Here is a 24563-nt window from a genome sequence, read left to right on the forward strand (position 1 = left end):
GCTCGGCGGCGGCGGCCGGCACGGCGACCACCAGCGCGCGCGGGTGGATCAGCAGCTCGCGCGCATCCGCGCCGCTCTGGCAGGACACCCGGATGCGCCGCCCGGCGTCCTCGCGCAGCGGCAGGCGCGCCTCGGCCAGCCAGGGCGCGTCGCCCTCGACGCTGACCCCCTCGCCGCCCAGCAGGTCGGCGACGAAGCGCTTGCCCTCGTCGACGTCGGCCAGCGCGTAGCCGTCCGGCGGGTTGAGCAGGCAGGTGCCGAAGCGCAGCTCGCCGGCCGTGGTGATCGCCGCCGGAATACCGAAGATCGCCGCGATGTCGCGGGCCAGATGGTTGACCCCGGCCAGCCCGCCGAGCAGCGGTACCACCGCGCTGCCGTCCTCGGCCACCGCCAGCACCGGCGGCTCCTGCTCCTTGTCGGCCAGCGCCGGGGCCAGGCTGCGGATCACGATGCCGGCGGCGCACAGTGCGACGATCGGCGTGCCGCTGCGGTACAGCTCGCGCAGGGTGGCGGCGAAGTCGGCGTAGGCGATATCCGCCTCGACGCGGCCCTGCAGGCCGTAGACCGGCGCCTGCGGGTAGCGCGTCTGGATGCGCCGCGCGGTGGCCAGGCTGGCGGAGCCGAGAATCACGATTGCGGGAGTCTTGAGCATCAGCCGCGCCACCTCTGGCCGGGGACCAGGATCAGGGAGAAGTACGGCGAGGCCATCGGGTCGACCTCGTCGAGCGCCAGCACGCGCTGCTGGGCCATGGTCGCCCGCTCGATGTACAGCGCGCGTTCGGCCAGGCCGAGGCGCTCCAGCACGCGGCGCACCTTGTCGAAGTTGCGGCCGAGCTTCATCACCACCGCCGCCTCGGCGCCGGACAGCCGCTCGGTCAGCTCCTCCTCGGACAGCACCCCGGAGAGCACCAGCAGGCTCTGGTTGCGGTAGACCAGCGGCGAACCCAGCGCGGCGGCGCCGCCGAGCATCGAGCACACCCCCGGCACCACTTCCGCCTCGTAGCGGCCGGCCAGGCGGTCGTGCAGGTACATGTAGGAGCCGAAGAAAAACGCATCGCCCTCGCAGATCACCGCCACGTCGCGGCCGGCGTCGAGGTGCTCGGCCACCTGCTCGGCGGCGGTATCGTAGAAGTCGGCGATCACGTCCTCGTAGGACAGCGGCGGCTCGAGCTTCTCGGTGGTCACCGGGTAGACCAGCGGCAGCAACTGCTGCGCCAGGTCGAGGTGCTGCTCGATGATGCCGAAGGCGTTGCCGCCCTGCCCCTTGCTGGCCTTGGCCTTGGCGACGAAATAGGCCACCACCGGCGCGGCGCGCAGCAGGCGCAGCGCCTTGACGGTGATCAGCTCCGGATCGCCCGGCCCGACGCTCAGGCCCAGCAGTCGTCCCTTGCTCATCATTCCACCTCCGTGGCCAGCGCGTTGACCGCCGCGGCGGCCATGGCGCTGCCGCCGCGCCGGCCGCGGACGATCACGTAGGGCACGCCGCGGCTGTCGGCGGCGAGCATGTCCTTGGATTCCGCGGCGCCGACGAAGCCGACCGGGAAGCCGAGGATCAGCGCCGGCTTGGGCGCGCCGGCGTCGAGCATCTCCAGCAGGTAGAACAGCGCGGTCGGTGCGTTGCCGATCACCACCACGCTGCCCTCCAGGTGCTCGCGCCAGTGCTCCAGCGCCACCGCCGAGCGGGTGTTGCCCAGCTCGCGGGCCAGCGCCGGCACCTCGGGGTCGTTGAGGGTGCAGATGACCCGGTTGTCGGCCGGCAGGCGCGCGCGGGTGATGCCCTCGGCGACCATCCGCGCGTCGCAGAGGATCGGCGCGCCGGCGGCCAGCGCGGCGCGCCCGGCGGCGCCGGCACCCGGCGAGAAGCGCAGCGCGTCGACCACGTCGACCATGCCGCAGGCGTGGATCACCCGCACGGCGAGCTTCTCCAGATCGGCGGGGATCGCCGCCAGATTGGCCTCGGCGCGGATGATGGCGAAGGATTGGCGGTAGATCTCCTGGCCATCGCGGATGTAGTCGATCATGCGGGGAACTCCGGGCAGGGAGCGGCCAGCCGCGCGGCGGCCTGCTCGATTGTCAGGTGGTCGGCCAGTTCGCGGCCGAAGCCGGCCACGCCGGGGTCGCGCGCCAGCAGGCGGTAGCGGCCGGGGGCGGTGGCCAGCAGGGTGTAAGGGGCGACCTGGGCGGACGCGCAGCTGCGCGGGCAGCCGCTGAGGTGCACCGCCGGCAGCTCGGCGCCGGCCGGCAGCAGTTCGGCCAGCGCGCGGGCGTCGGCCTTGGTCTCGGCCAGCGCGCGGGCGCAGCCGGACTGCCCGGTGCAGGCCACCAGCCGGGCCAGCGGCGCGGCCGGGTCGGTGAGCAGGCCGAGGTTCTGCAGGTCGGCGGCCAGCGCGGCGGCGGCGTCTGCCGGCACGTTGGGCAGCAGCACGCCCTGCCAGGGGGTCAGGCGCAGCGTGGCGTCGCCGTGGCGCTCGCTGAGCCCGGCCAGCGCGGCGAGCTGCGCGGCGTCCAGCCGGCCGAGCACCGCCTGCGCGCCGACCTGGCGCAGCCCGGCCTCGCATTGGGCCTGCACGCCGAAGCGCAACAGCGGCGCGGCCGGGGCGCGGCGCCAGGCGGCCAGCGCGGCGTCCTGACGCAGTTCCAGCTGCGGATGGCGCTCGCGCAGGCGGGCCAGCAGCCCGGCGGCCGGCAGCGTTTCCAGCAGCTGGCGCATGCGCGTCTGCTCGGGCGTAGCGCAGTCGAGGAACAGCTCCAGCATGGCGAACACCAGCTCGGCGGCCTGCGCGGCCGGCACCGCGGCCAGCGCCGGGGCGTCGCCGGGCTGCTGCGGCGGGCAGCCGGCCAGGCCGAAGGCATAGGCCAGCGCGCCCGGCAGGGCGGCCAGCCACAGATCGTGGGGGTGGTCGAGCATCGCCAGCGCCTCGCCGCCGTCGAGCTGCACGGCGAACTTGGGCGACAGCGCGTGCCAGCGCGGCTCGCCTTCCAAGCGGGCGAGCAGCGCGGCGGCCAGCGGCCGGGTATCGGCCAGCGCCTGCGGGTCGTGGCCGGCGGCGGGGCTGAGCATCAGGTTGCGCACGTCGTCGCCGCCGGCGCTGGCGGCGCCGAGGCCGGCGGCCAGCAGGCGCTCGATCAGCTCGGCCTCCCGGCCGGGCAGCACGCCGCGGATCTGCAGGTTGGCGCGGTTGGTCGCCTCCAGCACGCCGCCGGCGCAGGCCGTGGCGGCCGCGGCGATGGCGCGCGCCTGGGCGGCGTCCAGCCGGCCGCCCGGCAGCTTGATCCGGCAGATGCCGCCGTCGCGCGCGGCGACGATGCGCAGCAGGCCGGGACAGGCGGAAGGTCGCGGCACGGCCGCGTCAAGCGAATGGTTCAACAGGGTCACCCGGTGGCATCGCGCGGCGACCCTGCGCCGTCCGCGCACGGCGGACGGGTCGGCAGCATCGGTACACCCCGCCCGATGTCGGCGCGCGCGACTGGCTTGGCCGGCAGGTCTCCTGGCTGGCAGCTCGGCGTCCGCCACGCCTTCCCGGTTGCCCAGTGGCCTGTGTGGCGGACTCGCTGCGGACAGTTGCGGGGGCAGCCACGGCGATCCGTGTTCCCTCTTCGGCCCTGAACGGGCACCGGCGAGCGCGCTATTATGCCTGCCTTTTCACGCCCTGGCTGCGCGACGCGCCAACCGGGCCCCATCACGAGGAGATCGCATGACGCCCTGGCTGACCATCGTAGGCATCGGCGAGGACGGTTTCGCCGGCCTGGGCAAGACGGCGCGCCGCGCCCTGCTCGGCGCCGCGCATATCGTCGGCGCCGAGCGCCAGCTCGCCCTGCTGCCGCGCTGCGTGGCCGGCGCGCGCGCGACCTGGCCCAGCCCGTTCGGCCTCGCCCCGGTGCTGGCTCGGCGCGGCACGCCGACCTGCGTGCTGGCCAGCGGCGACCCGATGTTCTACGGCGTCGGCGCCAGCCTGGCCCGCGAGCTGCCGGCCGGCGAGCTGCGCGTGCTGCCGGCGCCCTCCTCGCTGTCGCTGGCCGCCGCGCGGCTCGGCTGGGCGCTGCAGGACTGCACCTGCGTGTCGCTGGTGGCCCGCCCGCTGGCCGCGCTCAACCGCCACCTCTACCCCGGCGCGCGCCTCTTGGTGCTGAGCAACGACGCGGACAGCCCGGCGCAGGTCGCCGCGCTGCTGCGCGAACGCGGCTTCGGCCCCAGCCGCCTCAGCGTGCTGGAACACCTCGGCGGCGCGGAGGAGCGGCGCATCGACGGCCTGGCCGACGACTGGCAGCTGCCGCCGGGCGCCGCCCTCAACCTGCTCGCCGTCGACTGCCGCAGCGATGCCGCCATGCAGCCGCTGCCGCCCACCGTCGGCCTGCCCGACGAGGCCTACCGCCACGACGGCCAGCTGACCAAGCGCGACGTGCGCGCGGTGACCCTCGCCCGCCTCGCCCCGCTGCCCGGCGAGCTGCTCTGGGACGTCGGCGCCGGCTGCGGCTCCATCGGCATCGAGTGGCTGCGCGCCCATGCGCAGTGCCGCGCCATCGCGGTCGAGGCCGACGAAGGCCGCCAGGCGCACATCCGCCACAACCGCGACGCCCTCGGCGTGCCGCACCTGCAGCTGGTCGCCGGCAGCGCGCCGCAGGCGCTGGGCGGCCTGCCGGCGCCGGACGCGGTGTTCATCGGCGGCGGCGTCACCGTACCCGGGGTGCTGGAAGACTGCTGGGCGGCGCTCAAGCCGGGCGGACGGCTGATCGCCAACGCCGTCACCCTGCAGAGCGAGGCGCGGCTGATCGACTGGCACGCCCGCCACGGCGGCGAGCTGCTGCGCCTGCACATCGCCCACGCCCGGCCGCTGGGCAGCTTCGACACCTGGCGCCAGGCGCTGCCGATCACCCTGCTCGCCGTGCGCAAGCCCATCGAGGCCGCCGCCGATGCGTGAGGAAACCCCGGAACAGCCGCGCCCGCTGCGCACCGGCCTGACCACCGGCAGCTGCGCCACCGCCACCAGCCTGGCCGCCGCGCGCCTGCTGCTCGGCGGCGCCGCCTGCGACGCGGTGGAGATCGTCCTGCCCAGGGGCCAGCGGGTCAGCATGCTCCTGGAGTTCTGCCGGCCGTGCGAAGGCGGCGCCGAGGCCGGCACGCTCAAGGACGGCGGCGACGACCCGGACGCCACCCACGGCGCGCTGATCACCGCCCAGGTGGCGCTCGATCCGCGCCCCGGCGTGCGCTTCCACGCCGGCCCCGGCGTCGGCACCGTCACCCGCCCCGGCCTAGTGCTGGCGGTCGGCGAGCCGGCGATCAACCCGGTGCCGCGGCAGATGATGACCGAGCACCTCACCGCCCTGGCCGCCGAACACGGCTATGCCGGCGGCTTCGAAATCACCGTCTGCGTGGAGAACGGCGCGGAGATCGCCCTGAAGACCATGAACCCGCGCCTGGGCATCCTCGGCGGCATCTCCATCCTCGGCACCACCGGCATCGTCCGGCCGTTCTCCTGCTCGGCGTACATCGCCTCCATCCACCAGGCCATCGACGTCGCCCGCGCCAACGGCCTGCAGCACCTCGCCGCCTGCACCGGCAACGCCAGCGAAGACGCCATGCGCCGCCACTACGGCCTCGATGACTGCGCGCTGATCGAGATGGGCGACTTCGCCGGCGCGGTGCTCAAGCACCTGCGCCGCGCCCCGGTGGCGCGCATGACCCTGTGCGGTGGCTTCGGCAAGATCAGCAAGCTGGCCGCCGGCCACCTCGACCTGCACAGCCGCCGCTCCAGCATCGACCTGCCGCAGCTGGCCGAGTGGGCCGCCGAACTGAGCGCCGACGGCGCGCTGCAGGACGCCATGCGCGCCGCCAACACCAGCCAGCAGGCGCTGGCCCTGGCCGCCGCCGCCGGCATCGCCCTCGGCGACGCGGTATGCGCCCGCGCGCTGGCCTTCGCCCGCTCGATAGTCCCGGCGCAGGTGCGCCTGGAAGTCTTCGCCATCGACCGCCAAGGCCGCTTCGTCGGCCAGGCACTGGAACCCGCACCATGAGCAACCGCATCCTCCTGCTCGGCGGCATCGGCGAGGCGCTGGCCATCGCCCGCCGCCTGCCGGCCGACGCCATCTACAGCCTCGCCGGCCTCGGCAAGGTGCCGGACGACCTGCCCTGCCAGGTGCGCGTCGGCGGCTACGGCGGCGCCGAGGGGCTGGCGCGCTTCATCAGCGAGGAAGGCATCGGCCTGCTGGTCGACGCCACCCACCCCTACGCCGCGCAGATCAGCCGCAACGCCGCGCGCGCCACGCAGCTCGCCGGCATCCTCTGCTGGGCGCTGCGCCGCCCCGGCTGGCAGGCCGGCCCCGGCGACGACTGGCGCGAGGTGAACGACTGGGCGGAACTGATCGCCGCCCTCGCCCCGTTCCGCCGCCCGCTGTTCACCCTCGGCCGCGAACCGCTGGAGCACCTGGAAGAAATCCCCGCCCACCAGCACTGGACCGTGCGCTGCCTCACCGCCCAGCCGCCTGCACCGCGCGCGGAAATCCTCGGCGCCCGCGGCCCCTTCGCCCTCGACGACGAACGCGCGCTCATCGCGCGCATCGACTGCGACGTGCTGGTCAGCAAGAACAGCGGCAGCCAGGCCACCGAACACAAACTGCAAGCCGCCCGCGAGCGGGGGATTCCGGTATTGGTGTTGAAACGGCCGGAGTTGCCGGCGGTGGATCGGGAGTTTGCTAGCGGCGAGGTGCTGCTGGCTGGGTTGGCCGAGGACGGCTGGCTGGCCTGACCGGCACGCCCCGCCGCGTAGGGTGGAAAACGACCGCAGGTCTTTTCCACCGAATCTTGCGCGGCTCGGGCTGGTAGAAAACGCTGCGCGGTTTTCTACCCTACGGGCTCGTCTGGGCGGCGCGCTGCAGCTCCGCGAAGTCGGGCGCGACCAGCACCTCGCGCCCCGACGGGCGTTGGCGCAAGCGCTGCAGGTAGGCAGCGAGCGTGGGGTGGCCGGCCAGCCACTCGCTATTCGGGACCCGCGTCAGGTAGTCGAGCATGGGCACGAGCAGCGCGTCGGCAAGGCTGAAGCGCGCGCCGCAGAAGAAGCCTTTCTCCCCGAGTTCGCGCTCGAGCACCGTCAGTGTCTGGTCGACCACCATTTCGGCCTCAACCAACGCCTGGCCATTGAGCGGCTCGATGACCCGCGGGCCGGCGACTCTCAGCAGATAGCGCCGGATCAGCCGGGTATCGACCGTGGTGATCAGCGCGCTCGCCCACTGATCGACCAGCGCTTGCGTGGCCGCGTCTGTCGGCTCCAGAGAACTGTCGGGAAAGATCCGGTCGAGATAACGACAGATAGCCAGGGTTTCGAAAACCCGGTTCCCGTCGTGCAGCAATACCGGCATTTGCCCGAAAGGATGCAAAGCGAAATGCTCGGCGCTGTGCAGAGGCACAGGCCGGCCGTCGACACTCATCCCGCTACCAACTGCCAAACCTTTCTCCAGACAATACAGCCGCACACTGCGTACGAGCGTGCTGAAAGCGGGACCATAGATATGCAAAGCCATCGGAAAGCTTCCTTCTTCGGAGGGAGGCCTGCATGCTGCCAAGTGGCACCTTATGTTCAAGAACATAATCCGGAGGACTCTCGATGGCATGGCCAGAAAACCGCTGCGATCAGACCAGGGAACGCATCCTCGACAGCGCCGCCCGGCTGTTTTCGCTACGCGGCTTCGATGCGGTTGGGATCGACGAACTGATGGAAGACGCCGGCCTGACGCGCGGCGCCTTCTACCACCACTTCCGCACCAAGTCGGAACTCTATGGCGAGGCCATCGCCCACGCCGCGCGAGTCGGCGCCGCGCATCTCGACACCCTGGGCGAGCATGGCCTGAGCAGGCTGGTGGACGGCTATCTGCAACACGACCATGCGCAGGGCGGCAACCCGCGCTGCCCGCTGGCCTTCATGGCCATCGATGTGGCGCTCAGGGAAACCCGCGTGCGGCAGAGCTACACGCGCACATTCAGCGGCTTTGTCGAGCGGCTGCAAGCGGCGCTACCGGGCGATACCGGAACAAGAGAAAAGGCGTTGCAGCTGGCGGTGACGCTCATCGGTGGCGTGGCACTGGCACGCGCACTGGACGATGCGGAGCTGAGCGAGGAGCTTTTGGCCGCTTGCCGCGATCACAGTCAGGCATTACTGGAGGAGTCTTGAGAGCGATGGCTGCCGAACGGCATCCACGGGACAGTTAGCAAAGTAACCCCTACAAGCAGAACTGGCGCATGTGCTGCCTCACCGTCCAGGCGCCCACGGCCCCTTCGCCCTCGACGACGAACGCGCGCTCATGGAACGCATCGACTGCGACGCAAGAACAGCGGCAGCCAGGCCACCGAACACAAGCTGCAGGCCGCCCGCGAACGGGGGATTCCGGTATTGGTGTTGAGAAGGCCGGAGTTACCGGCGGTGGCGCGGGAATTTGACAGTGGCGAAGCGTTGCGGGCGGGGTTGGCCGAGGGGCTAGCTGGCCTAGCCGGCACGCCTCATAGCGTAGTGTGGAAAACGACCGCAGGTCTTGCCCACCGGGTATTGCGACGGGGACAGATTGGTAGAAAACGCTGCGCGGTTTTCTACCCTACGTGCTACGCGCTTTCTTGAATCAGTCTCAATGCCCTGTCCCGGTACTTCCGTCCCGCTACGTACCTAGGATGGCTAGTACGGAAGCACGTCGACTCCCCTACCTTAAATTCCCAGAGTGACTTCGGAGTCATCACGTTGCTGTCCGTGATAAGGCCACCCAGGCTCTGCTTGAGATAGCTGTCATAGCGCCAACCGCATACGAAAATCACAGCCTCCGGTTTGATGATCTCAAGCTGCTTTCTTAAGAGCACACCAGAGAGCTCGAGGATCGGTGCGAAAGCCGCGCTGCGAACCGGAGAGGTCTTCCTATAGCTGACGGCCAGAAGATTCCCCCAGCCGATCTGCCCCCGCTCATATCCAAGAGTGCTTGCCGCGTGCAGGTGGAACCGCCCAAAGCTTGAGCGCTTGGTTGGCAGCGTCAGGTACTTCCGGTGCAGGCTCATAGATGACTCGATGTAGTTCCGGATCTCCCCATTGCGCACAGCCCTGAAGTGGCCGTTCCATTTCCTAGTCTCCATGCCAACGATCATCAGGGGCATACGCTCTTCCGGAGCAGAAGGTAGGAATATTCCCGCCAGGTCGTCGTCCTTGCCTTCAAATTGCCTGAGGACTGCTGGAGAAAGGGCTTCCGCGTATGCCTCGATCAGTCGTTCATTGATACCCATAGTTTTTCCGTTTTTGATCGGCTCAGGCGCCGTTTCCGGCCAGAAGCGGACAGCAGCCCAATAAATAAATCTGTCCCCGTTTCTCCGTTCGTCATCGGCCGCAAGAACTGGCTGCTCAGCGACACCCCCAAGGGCGCCACGGCCAGCGCGCGGATCTACAGCCTGATCGAAACCGCCAAGGCCAACGGCCAGGAGCCCTACGCCTGGCTACGGCACATCCTCGAACGCCTGCCAGCGGCACAATGCGTGGAAGACTACGAAGCGCTGCTGCCGTGGAGTTGCTCACCTACGCCTGCGCTTTGCAGCTCCACATGAGCCTTATCCATATGCAAGGGTGGGGTTCGTGGAGCGCTTACAGAGCAAACGCCACCAGCGCCTGCACCTGTTCTTCATCCGAGACATCAGTCTTGAGAAACGACGCCTGCCTGCCATCGGCCTTGATCAGCTCAAGGGTTTCCAGCGCAGCCGCTGGTTTTGCTTTTCAGCACTGCTTGTCAAAGATAGGCTTACGCACTGATTTATCTACACTTTCGTGGCTACATTAGCGCTTGGAAATGTCAACTCTGACTTGTCAAAAGACTGAGCTAGTAATTGGCTTTTTCAGATTGGATAGTCGCTAAGCCAAAACACCCTAAGGATGACAGTTGGAAACTCTCAACTTCCTGCCAAGCCAGTGGCAGCAAAAGTTCATTGAAGAATTTGTGGCATCAGACCGCCAAAGAAACACCTTGGTTGCCGCAATTGGCACTGGAAAAACAACGGCAGTCATTCATGCAGCTCATAGAAGGCTCAAAGAAGGCAGAAACAAAAAGCTAGTAGTCATCTCAGACTTTCAAGTTCGCCTTGAGCAGTGGGCAGAAACCGCCAAGGCGAAACAAATAGATCTAAGCCTTGCCTTTAGCGAGTTCGAGGAAGATGGAATAGCTTTCTCGTACAGCGACTTGCTCATTGATGGCATGTTTAATCGCCTTATCAAATACGCCTCCTCGGGAGGACTGCTCGTAATCATTGATGATGTGAATATACATCATAAAGAGGCGATTAATATCGCCGACAGATTACTGCTTGAAAATCAAACCAATCAGTGCTTATATGTTTCAACCACCCCACTAATGGGAAGCACTATCGACTGGACTTTCAATATTGAAAGGGAGTTCTTTTTCGATTTTCAAGCACTCGCTCTACCAGAAACAAGAATACAGATAGCAAGATTCGCCCCTAGCATTGATTTAGCATCAAGACTTTACGCCAAGACGAATAATCTAGATGACTTGAGTTGGCGTCAATTTGAAATCTTCGTTTCGAAACTACTCGAATCCGACGGCTACGAAATTGAGCTTATGGCCGGAACAAAAGATAATGGAATAGATATTGTTGCCGTCAAAGACCTCGGCGAACATGGGTTATTCAAAGCCCTTTGGCAAGCCAAGAAATACAGGGCAGGCAGGAAGATCGGAATCGAGACAATCAGAGAGTTAGCGGACGTAAGAAATGAGCACAAAGCCAGTAAAGGGATCATCGTCACCTCTAGCTTCCTGACCTCTGGAGCTTTGCAACGAGTTCAACGCGACCAATACATACTAGGAAAAGTAGATAGAAACGATTTAACCGCATGGATTGATAGAAAGCTATTCGGACACACCAGCTAACAAACAAACTAAAATTTCGCCTAGAGGAGAAAAATAGCGGTGAAGCCTGGTGATATTTTGCTAGTTACTGGCCTGACTGGCCAATCAAAGACAATTGTCTATGCGCAGAAACCTTGTTACTGGAGAGCAAAGTCCAGTCATGTCGCCGCGATATACGCGGAGAACGCTATTGTTCACTCAATCGGTGGCAAGGGGGTACATCTCGCCGAGATGACTGAAGAGTTAAAGTCATGCCAATCTGACTGGCGTGTTATGCGGCTTAGGGGATTGACTGAGGCGCAGGAAGAGGAGCTACAGAAAAGCGCACTATATTTTCAGAGACAAAAGTATAACCGCGCATTTATGATGGGCGGAAACGAGGTCTCATCTTTTTGCTCTGAATTTGCAGCCAAAACACACAAGCGCGCGGGAATTCGAATACTAAACGGAAGAAAGCTAAGCAAAGTAATACCTGCCGATTTCGATAAAGAATTCGATGCACAAAACGACTGGATTGCCGTGACTTCTGAGTACGCTGCTGACTTGGCCACATGGGGGCAAATATTACCTCTCATACATGTGAATCTGGCGTTCCAGCAAATGATTTTTGCTCGACGCAATCTCCACAGCCAAATTAGAAAGCAAATTTTTGATCACTTTGAAACCAATGGCTCCCCGGAAATGAAGAAAACTGTGGCGGAGGTAAAAGAAAGCTTTCGCACTGGTAGGGCTCTGAATTTTTGGGATGAAAATGACGCCATATAGCCATTGCAGAATTAGTCAATAATTACCAAACAAATCAGTCAGTGCTGAACCTCATTATTACTATACAGCTGACGGTAAGTCGTATGACATCCTCATTAAGGTCTTGTGAATGGAAAAAGGGGACAGATTTATTTATTGGGCTGACTGTCCGCTTCTGGCCGACTGCAGCGGGTTGCCAACGGATTCGCTCACTCAGTTCCTGCAACTCATAGTCACTCAGTCCCCCCAACCTCCCTCCTCTTCACCGCCACAACCCCCACCCGCATCCCGAACAACCTCAACACACTGTCCAGCGTCGCCACCGTGGGGTTGCCGGCGTCCTGTTCGAGCTGGCGCAGGGTGCGCAAGGAGAGTTTGCACATGCGGGCGAAGTCGGTCTGGTTCAGGCCGGTGACGCGCAGGCGCAGCTGGCGGATGGCGCCGCCGAAGCTCAGGGTGCCGTCGGCCAGTTGCTGGCGGATGTCGTCAAGTACCGCGCCGCGGTCTTCTTCCGGTTTCTTCATAACAACCCCCAGCGGCGCAGGGTGGTTTCCAGGCGGGCGAGCGGGATGGTCGGCGCCTGCCAGGTCTGTTCGGGCAGGCCCAGTTCGTTCAGCAGGTCCGGCAGGGCCAGCAGTCGCCGGGCGTCGGCGCGCAGGCCCTCAAACAGCCGCTCGGGGTCGCTCCAGCGCGCCAGGGCGTTACAGGCGGCACGCCAGTCGGTGCCGTCCAGCCGCTCGATGCCTTCGGGCCAGCGGGTCGTGCGCACCACGCCTTCGGGGTCCATCGCCATCGGCGCGAGGTCGTAGATCGGCGCCAGGTCGATGCGCTCGCGGCTGCGCAGGATGGAGAGGTTGCGCCCGTGGTTGTCGGTGTTGCCGAGGATCTGGTTGAGCAGGTCGCGGCGCAGGTACTCGGCGACCAGGGCGGGAATTTCCGCGCCCTGCCCGGCGGCGTCCCAGGTTTGCGCCAGACGGGCGACCACTTCGACATGCTCCAGGCGGCTGCCCGGCCGGGTCACGCCGCAGAGGGAATAGGCGGACTCGACGGCGATGCGCTCGACCCCGGCCGGGCCGACCCGGCGGTCGAAGCGGCGCATCCACAGGCTGGGCTTCTCCGCTTCCTCGTAGGCCAGCCCTTCGGCGGAGATGGTCTCGATGCCCAGCCGGTCGAGCGCGCGGTAGTAGCAGTATTCGCTGCGCAGGATGTTCCGGTCGGTTTCCGTCCCGGCGTTGCGCGGAAACTTGACGAACCAGTGCCGGCGCACCTCGGCGTCGGGCAGGCTGGCGTCCGGGTGGAGGTCGCCGGCGGCATCCTCGGCCAGCAGCAGCTTGGGCGCCTCGCCGCCAGCCCCCGTGGCGCCGCCGACGGCCGCCCCGCGCTCGTAGGCGTAGTCGAGGAAACGGATGTCGCGGCGGATCACTTCTTCGCGCGGGAAGCCGACCGCCTCGCACGGGGCGGCGACGGACTCCTTGACGCGCAGGTTGCCGACCGGCGCCATGGTGCAGCGCTGCAGCAGGAAGAACTCTTCCGGCGCATCGAGGGGCAGCGCCATGCACGCCAGAATGTGCCGCCGCGCGGCGCCGGCGGGGACGATGTCGTGCAGGAAGGCCGGGGCGATGCCCCGGTAGTCTTCCCAGCCCAGGGGGAACGCCGCGCTCACCGCCGGCGCCTTCGCCGTGCCCAGCTCGTCGAGGTGGGCGACCAGGTAGTCGGCCTCGTAGCTGGCGCTGCAACGGCTGCGCAGCCCGTCTGCGGGCGCGTCGAAGCGCACCCGCAGCGCATCGCGCCACTGGCCGTCCAGGTGGACCTGCAGGGTTATGGTTTCCATGGCATGTCCGGCTGCGCTTGCCGCCCCTCCGCTGAGTCGGTATCGATGGGCATCTTAATGCCTATTCTGGACCACTCCAAGTCGAAAAGAGGTATTTTAATGCCTATTATGCGGGCTGACAGGCAAGAAAAAGGCAATTTATTGCCTATCTGACAGACAGACGCCTTGCCCCGCCTCGAACTTCGTCGCCGGACGCCGGCATTCCCCGATTGCCCCCCGCCGCCGCGCCACCGGTAATATCTGCCCGGGCCGCTCTCTTTCGGGCGGTCTTCGTTCGTCATCAGGATCGAGAGGAGCAGTATGCACGACCGCCATATCGCCCCGGTGGAGCTGGCCAAGGCCAACCGGTTGCTCAACCACGGGCCGACCGTGCTGGTGTCGGCACGCCACGCCGGCGTCGACGACGTGATGGCCGCAGCCTGGGCCTGCGCGCTGGATTTCATGCCGCCCAAGCTGAGCGTGGTGCTGGACAAAGCGTCGCGCACCCGCGCGCTGCTGGAAGGCAGCGGCCGCTTCGTCATCCAAGTGCCGACCGTCGCCCTGCTGCAGCAGACCCATCAGGTCGGCAGCCACGGCCTGGCCGAGCAGCCGGACAAGCTGGCGCGCGCCGGCGTGGAACTGTTCGACCTGGAAGGCCACGACCTGCCGTTCGTGGCCGGCTGTTCGGCCTGGCTGGCCTGCCGGCTGCTGCCCGAGCCGCACAACCAGCAGACCTACGACCTGTTCATCGGCGAGGTGATCGGCGCCTGGGCCGACACCCGCGCGTTCCGCGACGGCCACTGGCTGTTCGAACAAGCCGACCCGGCCTGGCGCAGCCTGCACTACATCGCCGGCGGGCGCTTCTACGCCATCGGCGAGGCGCTGGACGTCTGAGGTCCGCCGCAAACGAAAACGCCCGCTGACCGTCGCCGGCAGCGGGCGTTTTGCTTGGTACGCGATCAGGCCAGGCGCAGCTTGCCGACGCAGGTCAGGCGCTGCAGCAGCGCGGATTGCGGCCAGCGCTTGAGCAGGCGCACGGCCAGGCAGGTGAACAGCGGCTCGCACAGCACCAGCGGCGCGTAGGAGGCGGCGAACAGCAGCCAGTTGTTCAGCGGCAGCGGCTCCTCGCCGATGGACAGCCAGAAGCCGACCATGGCCACCACGCCGCTGTAGTACACGGCGTCGAAGCGCACCACTTCCTGCCAGCTCAGGCTGCGCGCATCGCAGCCGAACAGGCGGCGACCGAACAGGCCGTGGGCGGCGATCAGCGGCAGCATCAGCGACAGCGAGTTGACGCCCAGGTGTACCAGGTCCTGCGGCTCGAACAGCAGGCCCTGCAGCAGCAGGCCGATGGCGAAGCCGAACAGGGTGGGCAGGAAGCCGAAGATGAAGTAGATCGCCGAGGCGCCGACGAAGTGCAGCTCGGAGACGCCCACCGGCAGGTGGTAGACCTCCATGAACAGCGAGAAGAACAGCGCGGCCAGCAGGGTCTTGGCCACCTGGTCGAGGCGGCTGATCCAGCGCGGAGCGTAGAGCAGCAAGGTGGCGATGGCGGCCGCGTGGCCGTAGAGCACTTTGGCGGCGTTCAGCGCGCCGGGTTCGATATGCATCGGACTCCCTCCGAGGGATGCGTGGGTCGGGTGGCCGCGTGGGCGGCCGGGGTTGCCGGCAGGTCTCCTGGCTCGCGGGTCGTCGCCCTCCCGCGCCTTCCCGGTCCGAAGACCAGTGGCACCTCGCGGAAGCGCTCGCCGCTCACAGTTGCGGGGGCAGCACGGGAATCGCCCGCGAGCGGGCTCACCCGTTTCCCTGTTGTCACCGCCGCAGTGCGGCGGAACCGGATTGCTTGGGCGGGTCGCCATCGGAGCAGCCCGCCGGTGTTCTATTCGTTCCTCTTCTCGGCACTCATGGTCGAGGTGGGTGACTCGGTAGAAAATCGCTGCGCGAGTTTTCTACCCTACGGCGCGAAGGCGTCCCGAGGCGTAGGGTGGGCAACTCGTGCAGCGATTGCCCACCGCAGTACTCCGAGGTGGACAAGGCTGCGCCGTTGTCCACCCTACGCCGGACCTTCTTTCCTGCACCGCTCATAACAACGTCAGCTCGTCGATATGCCGGTATTCGGCGCCCAGCGCCTCGGCCAGCGCACGGGCGAGGCCGAGGCGCAGCGGGCCGCTCTCGATGTCGATGAGCAGCGCCGGGCAGGCCGCCGCCGGCACGGCCGGCAGTGCGCGCAGGCGGCCGTCGGTGAGCAGCCAGAGCTGCTGGCGCTCGCCGGGATGGCTGCGTCGGCGCCGCGCCAGCCAGGCGTCGGCCTCGGCCAGCGCGGCGGACAGCGGCGTGCCGCCGCCGGCACCGAGCTGCTCCAGCCAGCGCCGCGCGGCCTGCGGGGCACGCTGCCCCTGGCAGAACCAGCGCGGCCGAGCGCCGTCGGCCTGCAGCAGGGCCAGCGCCACGCGGCGGCGGCGCGCCTGTTCGAGCAGTTCGGCGAGCAGGCCCTTGGCGCGGCGCAGCGCGCCGTGGCGGCGGGTCGAGGCCGAGGCGTCGACCACGATCAGCCACAGCGCCGGCGCAGCACTCACGCGGCTGCGGTAGTGCAGCTCGGCGCGCGAGCGCGGCCGGCCGCGTTGCAGGCTGCGCGGCCAATCCGGGCAGCCGCGACCGGGCGCGCCGGCGCGGCCGCGCGGGGCCGGCTGGGGCTTGTCCCGGTGTCTGGCATCCGCGCCCTGGGCTGGCTGCGGGCGGATGCTCAGGGCTTTTTTGTCCAGCGCGGCGGCGCGCGGCGCTCGCCGATGCCCACCGGCTGCGCCGGCAGCTCGCCCCACTGGCCCTCACCTTGTTCGCCGCGCTGGCCGTCGCTCTGGCCGCCGGCCGGATCGGGCTGCGGCGGCGCGGCGGCCGGGCCGTGCGGATGGCGATGGCGCAGCACGAAGTCCTGCACCGCGTCGATGTCCTCGACGGCGATGGCCGCGGCGCCGCGCCAGGCGGCGTGGGCGCGGGCGGCGCGCAGCCAGACCAGGTCGCCGCGCAGGCCGTCGATGCCGGCGGCGTAGCAGCGTGCGGCGATGACTTCCAGCGCCGCGTCGTCCAGCGGGATCGCTTCCAGTTGCTCGCCGGCCTGCCGGCAGCGCGCCTGCAGCTCGTCCTGCGCCGCCTGCCAGCGGGCGCGGAAGGCCTGCGGGTCGCGGTCGAAGTCCAGCCGGCGGCGGACGATCTCGGCGCGCTCGGCGGGCAGCGGCGCACCGCCGAGGGCGACGGCCAGGCCGAAGCGGTCGAGCAGCTGCGGGCGCAGCTCGCCCTCCTCCGGGTTCATGGTGCCGATCAGCATGAAACGCGCGGCGTGGCGGTGCGAGATGCCGTCGCGCTCGACGTGGTTGACCCCGCTGGCCGCCACGTCGAGCAGCAGGTCGACCAGATGGTCGGCCAGCAGGTTGACCTCGTCGACGTACAGCACGCCGCCGTGGGCGCGCGCCAGCAGGCCCGGGGCGAAGCGCGCGCGGCCCTCGCCGAGGGCGGCGTCGAGGTCGAGGGTGCCGACGATGCGTTCCTCGGTGGCGCCCAGCGGCAGGGTCACCAGCTGGCCGCCGTCGAGCAGCTCGGCCACGCCGCGCGCCAGGGTCGACTTGGCCATGCCGCGCGGGCCCTCGATCAGCACGCCGCCGATCGCCGGGTCGACCGCCGCCAGGCACAGCGCCAGCTTCAGCGCGTCGGCGCCGACCACCGCGGCGAGGGGGAAATTCACGGGTTCATGCATGGGAAATCCTCGTCGGGGCCATCAGCCGTCCTCCTCGCAGTCGAGCAGCAGGTTCTCCAGCGCCTCGCGGTAGGCGCCCGGCTGCTGCCAGAGGCCGCGCTGCTGGGCGTCGAGCAGCCGCTCGGTCATCTCGCGCAGCGCCGCCGGGTTGTGCTGGCGGACGAACTCGCGGGTATCGGCGTCGAGCAGGTAGGCATCGGTGAGCATCTCGTACTGGTGGTCGTCGATCAGCTCGCTGGTGGCGTCGAACGCGCACAGGTAGTCGACGGTGGCGGCCAGCTCGAAGGCACCCTTGTAGCCGTGGCGCTTGATGCCGGCGATCCACTTGGGATTGGCGGCGCGGGCGCGCACCACGCGGTTGAGTTCTTCCTTGAGGGTGCGGATGCGCGGGTTGTCCGGCTGGCTGTGGTCGCCGTGGTAGCTGGCCACCGGGGCGCCGCCGAGGGTTTCCGCCGCGGCCAGCATGCCGCCCTGGAACTGGTAGTAGTCGTTGGAGTCGAGCAGGTCGTGCTCGCGGTTGTCCTGGTTGTGCAGCACCGCCTGCACCGCGCCGAGGCGCCGCTCCAGCGCCGCGCGGGCCGGCACGCCGTCGCCGCCGGAGCCGTAGGCGTAGCCGCCCCAGGTCAGGTACACGTCGGCCAGATCGGCGCGGCTGTCCCAGGCGCCCTCGGCGATGGCCTGCTGCACGCCGGTGCCGTAGCCGCCGGGGGCGGCGCCGAACACCCGCCAGGCGGCGCAGCGGCGCGCTTCCTCGGCACTCAGCCCTTCGGCGGCCAGCTCGGCGCTCTCGCGGCGCACCCGCGCGGCCAGCGGGTTGAGTTCTTCCGGCTCGTCCAGCGTGGCCACCGCCAGCACCGCGGCGTCGAACAGGCGCAGCAGGTTGGCGAAGGCGTCGCGGAAGAAGCCGGAAACGCGCAGGGTGACGTCGACCCGCGGGCGGTCGAGCAGCGACACCGGGAGGATCTCGAAATCCTCGACCCGCCCGCTGCCGGCCTGCCACACCGGGCGCACGCCGAGCAGCGCCATGGCCTGGGCGATGTCGTCGCCGCCGGTGCGCATGGTCGCGGTGCCCCACACCGACAGGCCGAGGCGGGTCAGGTGCTCGCCGTGGTCCTGCAGGTGGCGCTCCAAGAGCAGGCTGGCGGACTGGAAGCCGAGCCGCCAGGCGGTGGGCGTGGGCAGGTTGCGCACGTCCACCGCGTAGAAGTTGCGCCCGGTGGGCAGCACGTCGAGGCGCCCGCGACTGGGCGCGCCGCTCGGCCCCGGCGGCACGAAGCGGCCGTCCAGCGCGGCGAGCAGCCCATTGATCTCCGCCGCGCCGCAGGCGTCGAGCAGCGGCGCGACGCGCTGGTGCAGCTCGGCGAGCACCGCGGCGCTGGCCGAGCCGGGCGCCTCGATCTGCCCGTCGATCAGCTGCAGGGCGAGCAGCTCCAGGCGCTCGCGGGTGTCGCCGGCCGTGCGCCAAGTGTCGGCGCACAGGTCCATCAGGCAGTCCGGGCGCGGCCCGCTCCACGCCTCGCCGGGGTCGCCGGCCAGCGGGTCCCAGCCGAAGCCGAGGTCGGCGGCCAGCGCGCGCAGCAGGCTGGCGTTGCCGCCCTGGCCGTCGCCGCGCGGCACGCGCAGCAGCGCCAGCAGGGTGTCGCGGCGCAGGCGGCCGCTGGGCGACTCGCCGAACACGTGCAGGCCGTCGCGGATCTGCGATTCCTTGAGGTCGCACAGGTAGGCGTCGAGCTGCGGCAGCCAGCTGTCCGGGTCGGCGCTGAGCTGCAGGTTCAGCTCGCGGTCCAGCGCGGTGGCGCGCACCGTGGCGAGGATCTCGCCGCGCAGCTCTCCGGCGCGGCGCGGGTCGAGCAGGCTGGCCTCGTAGTACTCGTCGGCCAGGCGTTCCAGGTCGCGCAGCGGGCCGTAGCTCTCGGCGCGGGTCAGCGGCGGCATCAGGTGGTCGACGATCACCGCCTGGCTGCGCCGCTTGGCCTGCGCGCCCTCGCCGGGGTCGTTGACGATGAACGGGTAGACGTTGGGCAGCGGGCCGAGGATGGCGTCCGGCCAGCACTCGGCGGACAGCCCGACGCCCTTGCCCGGCAGCCACTCGAGGTTGCCGTGCTTGCCGACGTGCACCACCGCGTCGGCGCCGTAGGCCTCGCGCAGCCAGAAGTAGAAGGCCAAGTAGCCGTGCGGCGGCACCAAGAGCGGGTCATGGTAGATCGCCGCCGGATCGAGCTGGTAGCCGCGCGCCGGCTGGATGCCGACGAAGGTCAGCCCCAGGCGCAGGCCGGCGACCATCATCCGCCCGCCGCGGAACATCGGGTCGTCCTCCGGGCCGCCCCAGCGCTGCAGCACCGCCTGGCGGTTGGCCTCGGGCAGCCGCTCGAACAGCCGGTGGTAGTCGGCCAGCGCCAGGCTCTGCTGGCAGGGGCGCAGGTCGAGCGTGTCGAGATCGTTGCTCACCCCGCCGAGCAGCGCGTGGATCAGCGCAGTGCCGGAATCCGGCAGCCCGGCCACCGGGTAACCGGCTTGCTGGAGCGCGCGGAGGATGTTCAGCGCCGCCGCCGGGGTGTCGAGGCCGACGCCGTTGCCGATGCGCCCGTCGCGGGTCGGGTAGTTGGCCAGCACCAGGGCGATGCGCTTGTCGGCGTTGGCCTTGCGCGCCAGGTTCACCCAGCGCCGCGCCAGCTCGGCGACGAAGTCCATGCGCTCGCCGTCGGCCTGGTAGCAGACCACATCGCTCTGGCTGCGCTCGCTGCGCCAGGCCAGGCCCTTGAAGGTGATCGGCCGGGTGACGATGCGCCCGTCCAGCTCGGGCAGCGCCACGTGCATGGCCAGGTCGCGCGGGCCGAGGCCCAGCGGGTTGTCCTGCCAGCGCTGGCGGTTGTCCAGCGCGCAGATCGCCTGCAGCACCGGCACGTCGCGGCGGAACGGGCGCAGCGCCGGGCGCTCCGGGCTGGACAGGGCGAAGCCGGTGGTATTGAGGATCAGCGCCGCGTCGGTTTCGTCCAGCCAGTCCTCGACCTGGGCCAGGCAGGCCGGCTCCTTGAGGCTGGCCACGGCGATCGGCAGCGGGTTGAGGCCCTGCGCGGCGAGGCGCGCGCAGAACTCGTCGACGAAGGCGGTGTTGGCCGCCTGCAACTGCGCGCGGTAGAACAGCAGCGCCGCCACCGGCGCGCCACAGCGCCAGTCGGCGTGCCACAGCGCCGGGGTGCCGCTGCCGCGGCGCGGGTGGTAGACGGCGACGCGCTGCAGCGCCTGCGGCTCGCGCCACTCGCCGGGATGGCCGAGCCAGCGGTCGGCGAGGAAGCGATACAGCTGGCGGGCGTTGTCCAGCCCGCCCTGGCGCAGGTACTGCCAGGCGCGCGCGGCGTCCTCGGCGGACACCGTGCTCAGGCGGGTCAGCTCCGGGTCGGGGCGGTCGTCGCCGGGCACCAGGATCAGCGTGGCGCCGGCCTCGCCCAGCTCGACCAGCTGCTCGATGCCATAGCGCCAGTAGCCCACCCCGCCGTGCAGCGAGAGCAGGATCACCCGCGCGTGGCGCAGCACGTCCTCGACGTAGAGGTCCACCGAAGCGTGGTTGCGCAGTTGGCCGGGGTTGGCCAGGCGCAGGCTCGGGTAGTCGTCGCCCAGCTCGCCGGCGGCCGCGGCCAGCAGCGTCAGGTTGGAGTCGCCGCTGCACAGGACCACCAGCTCGCCGGGGGTCTGGCCGAGGTCGGCGATGCTGTCGTCGGGGACGAAGCCGCCGGGCTGGGTGCGCAGGAGGTGCATGGCGTGGGCTTCTGGCTCAGCGGGCCAGTGCGGCGCGCAGCTCGGCGTCGATCACCGCGGCATCGAGATCCTGGCCGATGATCACCAGGCGGGTGGCGCGCGGCTCGCCTTCGCGCCAGGCGCGGTCGAAGTGCTTGTCGAAACGCTGGCCGACGCCCTGCACCAAGAGGCGCATGGCCTTGCCCGGCACGGCGACGAAGCCCTTGACGCGCAGCACGGCGTGGCGCTGCACCAGCTCGGCGAGCGCGGCGAGCAGCAGGCGCTCGTCGACTTCCGGCAGCTCGACGCCGAAGGAGTCGAACTCGTCGTGGTCGTGGTCGTCGCCATCGCCGTGGTCGTGGTGGCCGGGACGGGCGTCGATGTGCAGCTCGGCCTCGGCGCCGATGCCCAGCAGCACGTCCAGCGGCAGGCGGCCCTGCTGCGCCTCGACGATCTTCACCGCCGGCGGCAGCTCCTCGGCCACCTCGGCGCGCACCGCGGCCAGCGCGGCGGCGTCGAGCAGGTCGGTCTTGTTCAGCACCACCAGGTCGGCGCAGGCCAGCTGGTCCTCGAACAGCTCGTGCAGCGGCGATTCGTGGTCGAGGTTGGGGTCGGCGCGGCGCTGCTCGTCCACCTGCTCGGGGAAGGCGGCGAAGGTGCCGGCGGCCACCGCCGGGCTGTCGACCACGGTGACCACCGCGTCGACGGTGCAGGCGTTGCGGATTTCCGGCCAGTTGAAGGCCTGCACCAGCGGCTTGGGCAGGGCGAGGCCGCTGGTTTCGATGAGGATGTGGTCGAGATCGGCGCGACGCTGCACCAGTTCGCGCATCACCGGGAAGAACTCTTCCTGCACGGTGCAGCACAGGCAGCCGTTGGCCAGCTCGAAGACCCGACCGGCCGCTTCCTCCTCGCTGCAGCCGATCGAGCACTGCTTGAGGATCTCGCCGTCGATGCCCAGCTCGCCGAACTCGTTGACGATCACCGCGATGCGCCGGCCGGAGGCCGAGTCGAGCAGGTGGCGCAGCAGGGTGGTCTTGCCGGAGCCGAGGAAGCCGGTGACGATGGTGACGGGAAGTTTGCTCAGGGATTTCATGGGCAGCCCTACGGGTGCGGCGGGCTGGCATGACGAAGGGACGCCGGGCGCGCGGGCGCCGGTCGTTCGGGTTCGCCACCGGATCACCCCGCCCGGTTGTCGTGGAAGTCGGGGAGCCCACGGCAAGCGGACTCCGGCGAGGCAGGTCTCCTGGCTCACGGTTGGCGCTACACGCCATCCCCTCGCCTTCCCGCCCTCGGGCAGTGGCGCAATCAAGGGGCTCGAACCGTCTACAGTTGCGGGGGCAGCCGCGGCGTCGCACCGCGTTCCCTCTTAGCTCCGATCGCCGCCGGAGAACCTCGAAGCGCGCAAGGCTACGCAGGGTGCGGGCAGCGGTCAATCGCCGCGGCGCTGGTTAGGGTAGGCAACTCGCGCAGCGATTGCCTACCGGGCAGGCCGGCGCCGGAGATTGGTAGAAGATCGCTACGCGAGTCTTCTACCCTACGCGACTCATACCCAGCGCCGCGGTTGACGCTGCGCGGGCGGCGTGCTGTCCTACGCGCCCCTCGCCATCCGCCCGCCCTGCCCGCCGCCGATGTCCGCCGCCCAGCCCCGTCCGCCCCGCCCGTCCCGGCTCCATGTCGCCGGACTCGGCTGTCGGCGCGGCTGCGCGGCCGACGAACTGCAGCGCCTGCTGACGGACAGCCTCGGCGAGCTGGGCCTGACCCCGGCCGATCTGCACGCGCTCGCCACCCTAGACGGCAAGCTGGCCGAGCCGGGGCTGGGCGAACTGGCCGCGCGCCTCGGCCTGCCGCTGCATGGCCTCACGGCCGAAGAACTGCGCTGCTTCGAGGCGCGGCTGAGCGCCCCCTCGGAGGCCGCCCGCCGCGCCACCGGCAGCGCCGGGGTCGCCGAGGCCGCCGCCCTGGCCCTCGCCGAGCGCCTCGCCGGCAGACCGGCCGAGCTGGTCCTGACCAAGCGGCGCAGCGCCGCCGCCACCTTCGCCCTGGCCCGCGCCGGGCACGCCCCCGAATCGGAGCATCCATGACCGTGTTCTTCATCGGCGCCGGCCCCGGCGCCGCCGACCTCATCACCGTGCGCGGCCAGCGTCTGATCCAGCGCTGCCCGACTATCCTCTACGCCGGCTCGCTGGTGCCGGAAGCGGTGCTCGAAGGTCACCACGCGCACACCGTGGTCAACACCGCCGAGCTGGACCTGGAGACCATCGTCGACCTGCTCGCCGCGGCCCACGCGCGCGGCGAGGACGTGGCCCGGGTGCACTCCGGCGATCCCTCGCTGTACGGCGCCATCGGCGAGCAGATCCGCCACCTGCGCCGCCTCGGCATCCCCTACGAGATCGTCCCCGGCGTCACCGCCACCGCCGCCTGCGCGGCGCTGCTCGGCTGCGAGCTGACCCTGCCCGAGGTATCGCAGACGGTCATCCTCACCCGCTTCGCCAGCCGGACCGAGATGCCGGAAGGCGAACAGCTGGGGGATCTGGCCCGCCACCGCGCCACCCTGGCCGTCCACCTCGGCGTGCGCCAGCTGCCGAAGATCGTCGCCGAACTGCTGCCGCACTACGGCGCCGACTGCCCGATCGCCGTGGTCCATCGCGCCAGCTGGCCGGACCAGGACTGGGTGCAGGGCACCCTCGCCGACATCGTCGACAAGGTCGCCGCCAAGGACTTCCGCCGCACCGCGCTGATCCTGGTCGGCCGGGTGCTGACCGCCGAGGCGTTCGCCGACTCGTCGCTGTACGCGCCGGGCGCCTGAGCCCGTATGGGCCCGGCCCGTCGGCGACGCTATCCTTCCAGTCTTCTTCCTCACATTCGGAGTTTCTCCATGACACAGGGAAAAACCGCCTTGGTCGTCGGCGCCTCGCGCGGACTCGGGTTCGGGCTGGTCGGACAGCTGCGCGCCGCGGGCTGGCAGGTGATCGCCACGGTGCGCGACGACCGCGGCGCCGAGGCGCTGAAGGCCGTGCCGGGCGTGCGCGTCGAAACGCTGGAGATCACCGACGGCGGCAGCGCCGAAGCCCTGGCCGGCCGCCTGCAGGGCACCCGGCTGGATCTGCTGTTGGTCAACGCCGGCATCTCCGGCCCCCGCTTGGAGTCGCTGCTGGAGGCCGACGAGGCGGAGGTCGCCCGGCTGTTCCTGACCAACGCCGTGGCCCCGGTGCGCCTCGCCGAGCGCCTGCTGCCGCTGGTGGAGCCGAGCCGCGGGGTGATCGCCTTCATGAGTTCGGTGATGGGCAGCCTGGAGCTCGGCCCCGGCATGGGCATGCCGCTGTACGGCGCCAGCAAGGCCGCGCTCAACCACCTGAGCCGCAGCTTCGCCGCCGGCCTGGGCGAAGCCGGCCCGACCGTGCTGTCGCTGCACCCGGGCTGGGTGAAGACCGACATGGGCGGGGAAGAGGCCCCGCTGGATGTGGAAACCAGCTGCAGGGGCCTGGTCGAGGTGATCGGCCGCGCCGCCGGCCAGGGCGGCCATCGCTATCTCGACTACCAGGGCCAGACGCTGCCCTGGTGAGCCGGGCCCGGGTGGGCACGCCCCGCCCGGACCGCTATCATGCGCGCGCTGCCTTCGCGGCCCCTGGATCAGCAGACAGGGCATAA

The 24563-nt window shown here is 69.4% G+C and carries 23 protein-coding genes, 3 pseudogenes and 3 riboswitches; of the genes and pseudogenes, 13 read left to right on the forward strand and 13 right to left on the reverse strand.

Translation table 11 applies throughout. The annotated features are described in order from the left end of the window. The 4 genes and pseudogenes from ACFOJE_RS02680 to cobG form a co-directional block, all read right to left on the reverse strand. Positions 1 to 652 (reverse strand): annotated as a pseudogene (locus ACFOJE_RS02680) (precorrin-3B C(17)-methyltransferase); the annotation flags it as partial. Next, positions 652 to 1398, reverse strand: a complete 747-nt coding sequence (locus tag ACFOJE_RS02685) for a precorrin-2 C(20)-methyltransferase (protein ID WP_377812709.1) — start codon at positions 1396 to 1398, stop codon at positions 652 to 654. The pseudogene ACFOJE_RS02680 and the gene ACFOJE_RS02685, both read right to left, overlap by 1 nt. Next, on the reverse strand, positions 1395 to 2021 hold the full coding sequence (locus ACFOJE_RS02690; protein ID WP_377812710.1) for a precorrin-8X methylmutase: 627 nt from the start codon (positions 2019 to 2021) through the stop codon (positions 1395 to 1397). Before ACFOJE_RS02690 ends, ACFOJE_RS02685 begins: the two co-directional genes overlap by 4 nt. Then, positions 2018 to 3367: a precorrin-3B synthase gene (gene cobG / locus ACFOJE_RS02695; protein ID WP_377812711.1), complete on the reverse strand. Its 1350-nt coding sequence runs from the start codon at positions 3365 to 3367 to the stop codon at positions 2018 to 2020. Before cobG ends, ACFOJE_RS02690 begins: the two co-directional genes overlap by 4 nt. 94 nt (positions 3368 to 3461) lie before the next feature. Continuing rightward, positions 3462 to 3634: riboswitch (cobalamin riboswitch) on the reverse strand. 61 nt (positions 3635 to 3695) lie between these two features. On the opposite strand from cobG, the gene cbiE reads away from it, so the two are divergent. Genes cbiE through ACFOJE_RS02710 form a run of 3 tightly spaced genes read left to right on the forward strand, consistent with a single transcriptional unit; the run spans position 3696 to position 6743 of the window. Continuing rightward, entirely contained in the window at positions 3696 to 4919 is a 1224-nt protein-coding gene (cbiE, locus tag ACFOJE_RS02700; protein WP_377812712.1) for a precorrin-6y C5,15-methyltransferase (decarboxylating) subunit CbiE, read from the forward strand. Further along, on the forward strand, positions 4912 to 6012 hold the full coding sequence (locus tag ACFOJE_RS02705) for a cobalt-precorrin-5B (C(1))-methyltransferase (RefSeq protein ID WP_377812713.1): 1101 nt from the start codon (positions 4912 to 4914) through the stop codon (positions 6010 to 6012). The genes cbiE and ACFOJE_RS02705 overlap by 8 nt, the downstream gene beginning before the upstream one ends. After that, positions 6009 to 6743, forward strand: coding sequence for a cobalt-precorrin-6A reductase (locus ACFOJE_RS02710; protein WP_377812714.1), 735 nt, complete (start codon positions 6009 to 6011; stop codon positions 6741 to 6743). The genes ACFOJE_RS02705 and ACFOJE_RS02710 overlap by 4 nt, the downstream gene beginning before the upstream one ends. Positions 6744 to 6843: 100 nt before the next feature. Here the strand turns inward: ACFOJE_RS02710 and ACFOJE_RS02715 are convergent, their stop codons facing one another. After that, entirely contained in the window at positions 6844 to 7515 is a 672-nt protein-coding gene (locus ACFOJE_RS02715) for a glutathione S-transferase family protein (protein WP_377812715.1), read from the reverse strand. 83 nt (positions 7516 to 7598) lie between these two features. Between ACFOJE_RS02715 and ACFOJE_RS02720 the strand changes: the two genes are divergently transcribed. Beyond that, complete coding sequence (locus ACFOJE_RS02720) at positions 7599 to 8162, forward strand: TetR/AcrR family transcriptional regulator (protein ID WP_377812716.1); 564 nt, start codon at positions 7599 to 7601, stop codon at positions 8160 to 8162. Positions 8163 to 8250: 88 nt separating this feature from the next. Beyond that, a pseudogene (locus ACFOJE_RS02725) lies at positions 8251 to 8450 on the forward strand (precorrin-6A/cobalt-precorrin-6A reductase); the annotation flags it as partial. A 137-nt stretch (positions 8451 to 8587) separates the two neighbouring features. On the opposite strand, the gene ACFOJE_RS02730 reads toward ACFOJE_RS02725, so the two are convergent. Further along, positions 8588 to 9250: a hypothetical protein gene (locus tag ACFOJE_RS02730; protein ID WP_377812802.1), complete on the reverse strand. Its 663-nt coding sequence runs from the start codon at positions 9248 to 9250 to the stop codon at positions 8588 to 8590. An 81-nt stretch (positions 9251 to 9331) separates the two neighbouring features. Here ACFOJE_RS02730 and ACFOJE_RS02735 point away from each other — a divergent pair. The 4 genes and pseudogenes from ACFOJE_RS02735 to ACFOJE_RS02750 all read left to right on the forward strand — a co-directional run. Further along, positions 9332 to 9565: pseudogene (locus ACFOJE_RS02735) on the forward strand (transposase domain-containing protein); the annotation flags it as partial. 28 nt (positions 9566 to 9593) lie between these two features. Continuing rightward, positions 9594 to 9767 carry a hypothetical protein gene (locus ACFOJE_RS02740; protein ID WP_377812717.1) on the forward strand — a complete coding sequence of 58 codons (174 nt, stop codon included), beginning with the start codon at positions 9594 to 9596 and terminating at the stop codon, positions 9765 to 9767. A 127-nt stretch (positions 9768 to 9894) separates the two neighbouring features. Next, the gene (locus ACFOJE_RS02745; protein ID WP_377812718.1) at positions 9895 to 10899 is read left to right on the forward strand and encodes a restriction endonuclease; all 1005 of its coding nucleotides are present in this window, start codon (positions 9895 to 9897) and stop codon (positions 10897 to 10899) included. A 39-nt stretch (positions 10900 to 10938) separates the two neighbouring features. Beyond that, positions 10939 to 11643, forward strand: coding sequence for a YiiX/YebB-like N1pC/P60 family cysteine hydrolase (locus ACFOJE_RS02750; protein WP_377812719.1), 705 nt, complete (start codon positions 10939 to 10941; stop codon positions 11641 to 11643). Positions 11644 to 11855: 212 nt separating this feature from the next. On the opposite strand, the gene ACFOJE_RS02755 is transcribed toward ACFOJE_RS02750, so the two are convergent. Beyond that, positions 11856 to 12146, reverse strand: coding sequence for a helix-turn-helix domain-containing protein (locus ACFOJE_RS02755; protein WP_377812720.1), 291 nt, complete (start codon positions 12144 to 12146; stop codon positions 11856 to 11858). Beyond that, positions 12143 to 13453: a type II toxin-antitoxin system HipA family toxin gene (locus ACFOJE_RS02760; protein ID WP_377812721.1), complete on the reverse strand. Its 1311-nt coding sequence runs from the start codon at positions 13451 to 13453 to the stop codon at positions 12143 to 12145. The genes ACFOJE_RS02755 and ACFOJE_RS02760 overlap by 4 nt, the downstream gene beginning before the upstream one ends. 300 nt (positions 13454 to 13753) lie before the next feature. Between ACFOJE_RS02760 and ACFOJE_RS02765 the strand changes: the two genes are divergently transcribed. Next, the gene (locus ACFOJE_RS02765) at positions 13754 to 14326 is read left to right on the forward strand and encodes a flavin reductase family protein (RefSeq protein ID WP_377812722.1); all 573 of its coding nucleotides are present in this window, start codon (positions 13754 to 13756) and stop codon (positions 14324 to 14326) included. Between the two features lie 65 nt (positions 14327 to 14391). Here ACFOJE_RS02765 and ACFOJE_RS02770 read toward each other — a convergent pair whose 3' ends face one another. The 5 genes from ACFOJE_RS02770 to cobW all read right to left on the reverse strand — a co-directional run bounded on the left by ACFOJE_RS02770 (position 14392) and on the right by cobW (position 22008). Continuing rightward, the gene (locus ACFOJE_RS02770; RefSeq protein WP_377812723.1) at positions 14392 to 15042 is read right to left on the reverse strand and encodes an energy-coupling factor ABC transporter permease; all 651 of its coding nucleotides are present in this window, start codon (positions 15040 to 15042) and stop codon (positions 14392 to 14394) included. A 55-nt stretch (positions 15043 to 15097) separates the two neighbouring features. Continuing rightward, positions 15098 to 15270, reverse strand: a riboswitch (cobalamin riboswitch). Positions 15271 to 15513: 243 nt separating this feature from the next. After that, positions 15514 to 16251, reverse strand: coding sequence for a vWA domain-containing protein (locus ACFOJE_RS02775; RefSeq protein ID WP_377812724.1), 738 nt, complete (start codon positions 16249 to 16251; stop codon positions 15514 to 15516). Continuing rightward, a complete protein-coding gene (locus tag ACFOJE_RS02780; protein WP_377812725.1) occupies positions 16176 to 17180 on the reverse strand; it encodes an ATP-binding protein in 1005 nt (334 codons plus the stop codon). The genes ACFOJE_RS02775 and ACFOJE_RS02780 overlap by 76 nt, the downstream gene beginning before the upstream one ends. Before the next feature lie 21 nt (positions 17181 to 17201). Continuing rightward, positions 17202 to 20936: a cobaltochelatase subunit CobN gene (gene cobN / locus ACFOJE_RS02785; protein ID WP_377812726.1), complete on the reverse strand. Its 3735-nt coding sequence runs from the start codon at positions 20934 to 20936 to the stop codon at positions 17202 to 17204. A 16-nt stretch (positions 20937 to 20952) separates the two neighbouring features. Further along, positions 20953 to 22008 carry a cobalamin biosynthesis protein CobW gene (cobW, locus tag ACFOJE_RS02790; RefSeq protein WP_377812727.1) on the reverse strand — a complete coding sequence of 352 codons (1056 nt, stop codon included), beginning with the start codon at positions 22006 to 22008 and terminating at the stop codon, positions 20953 to 20955. A 124-nt stretch (positions 22009 to 22132) separates the two neighbouring features. Continuing rightward, positions 22133 to 22325, reverse strand: a riboswitch (cobalamin riboswitch). Positions 22326 to 22543: 218 nt separating this feature from the next. Here cobW and ACFOJE_RS02795 point away from each other — a divergent pair. The 3 genes from ACFOJE_RS02795 to ACFOJE_RS02805 all read left to right on the forward strand — a co-directional run bounded on the left by ACFOJE_RS02795 (position 22544) and on the right by ACFOJE_RS02805 (position 24477). Further along, positions 22544 to 22996: a cobalamin biosynthesis protein gene (locus tag ACFOJE_RS02795; RefSeq protein ID WP_377812797.1), complete on the forward strand. Its 453-nt coding sequence runs from the start codon at positions 22544 to 22546 to the stop codon at positions 22994 to 22996. Then, entirely contained in the window at positions 22993 to 23721 is a 729-nt protein-coding gene (gene cobM, locus ACFOJE_RS02800; RefSeq protein ID WP_377812728.1) for a precorrin-4 C(11)-methyltransferase, read from the forward strand. Before ACFOJE_RS02795 ends, cobM begins: the two co-directional genes overlap by 4 nt. A 69-nt stretch (positions 23722 to 23790) precedes the next feature. After that, on the forward strand, positions 23791 to 24477 hold the full coding sequence (locus ACFOJE_RS02805; protein WP_377812729.1) for an SDR family oxidoreductase: 687 nt from the start codon (positions 23791 to 23793) through the stop codon (positions 24475 to 24477). Positions 24478 to 24563 lie beyond the last annotated feature (86 nt).

It is taken from the genome of Azotobacter bryophylli (genome assembly GCF_042643485.1).
Taxonomy (GTDB): Bacteria; Pseudomonadota; Gammaproteobacteria; order Pseudomonadales; family Pseudomonadaceae; genus Azotobacter; species Azotobacter bryophylli.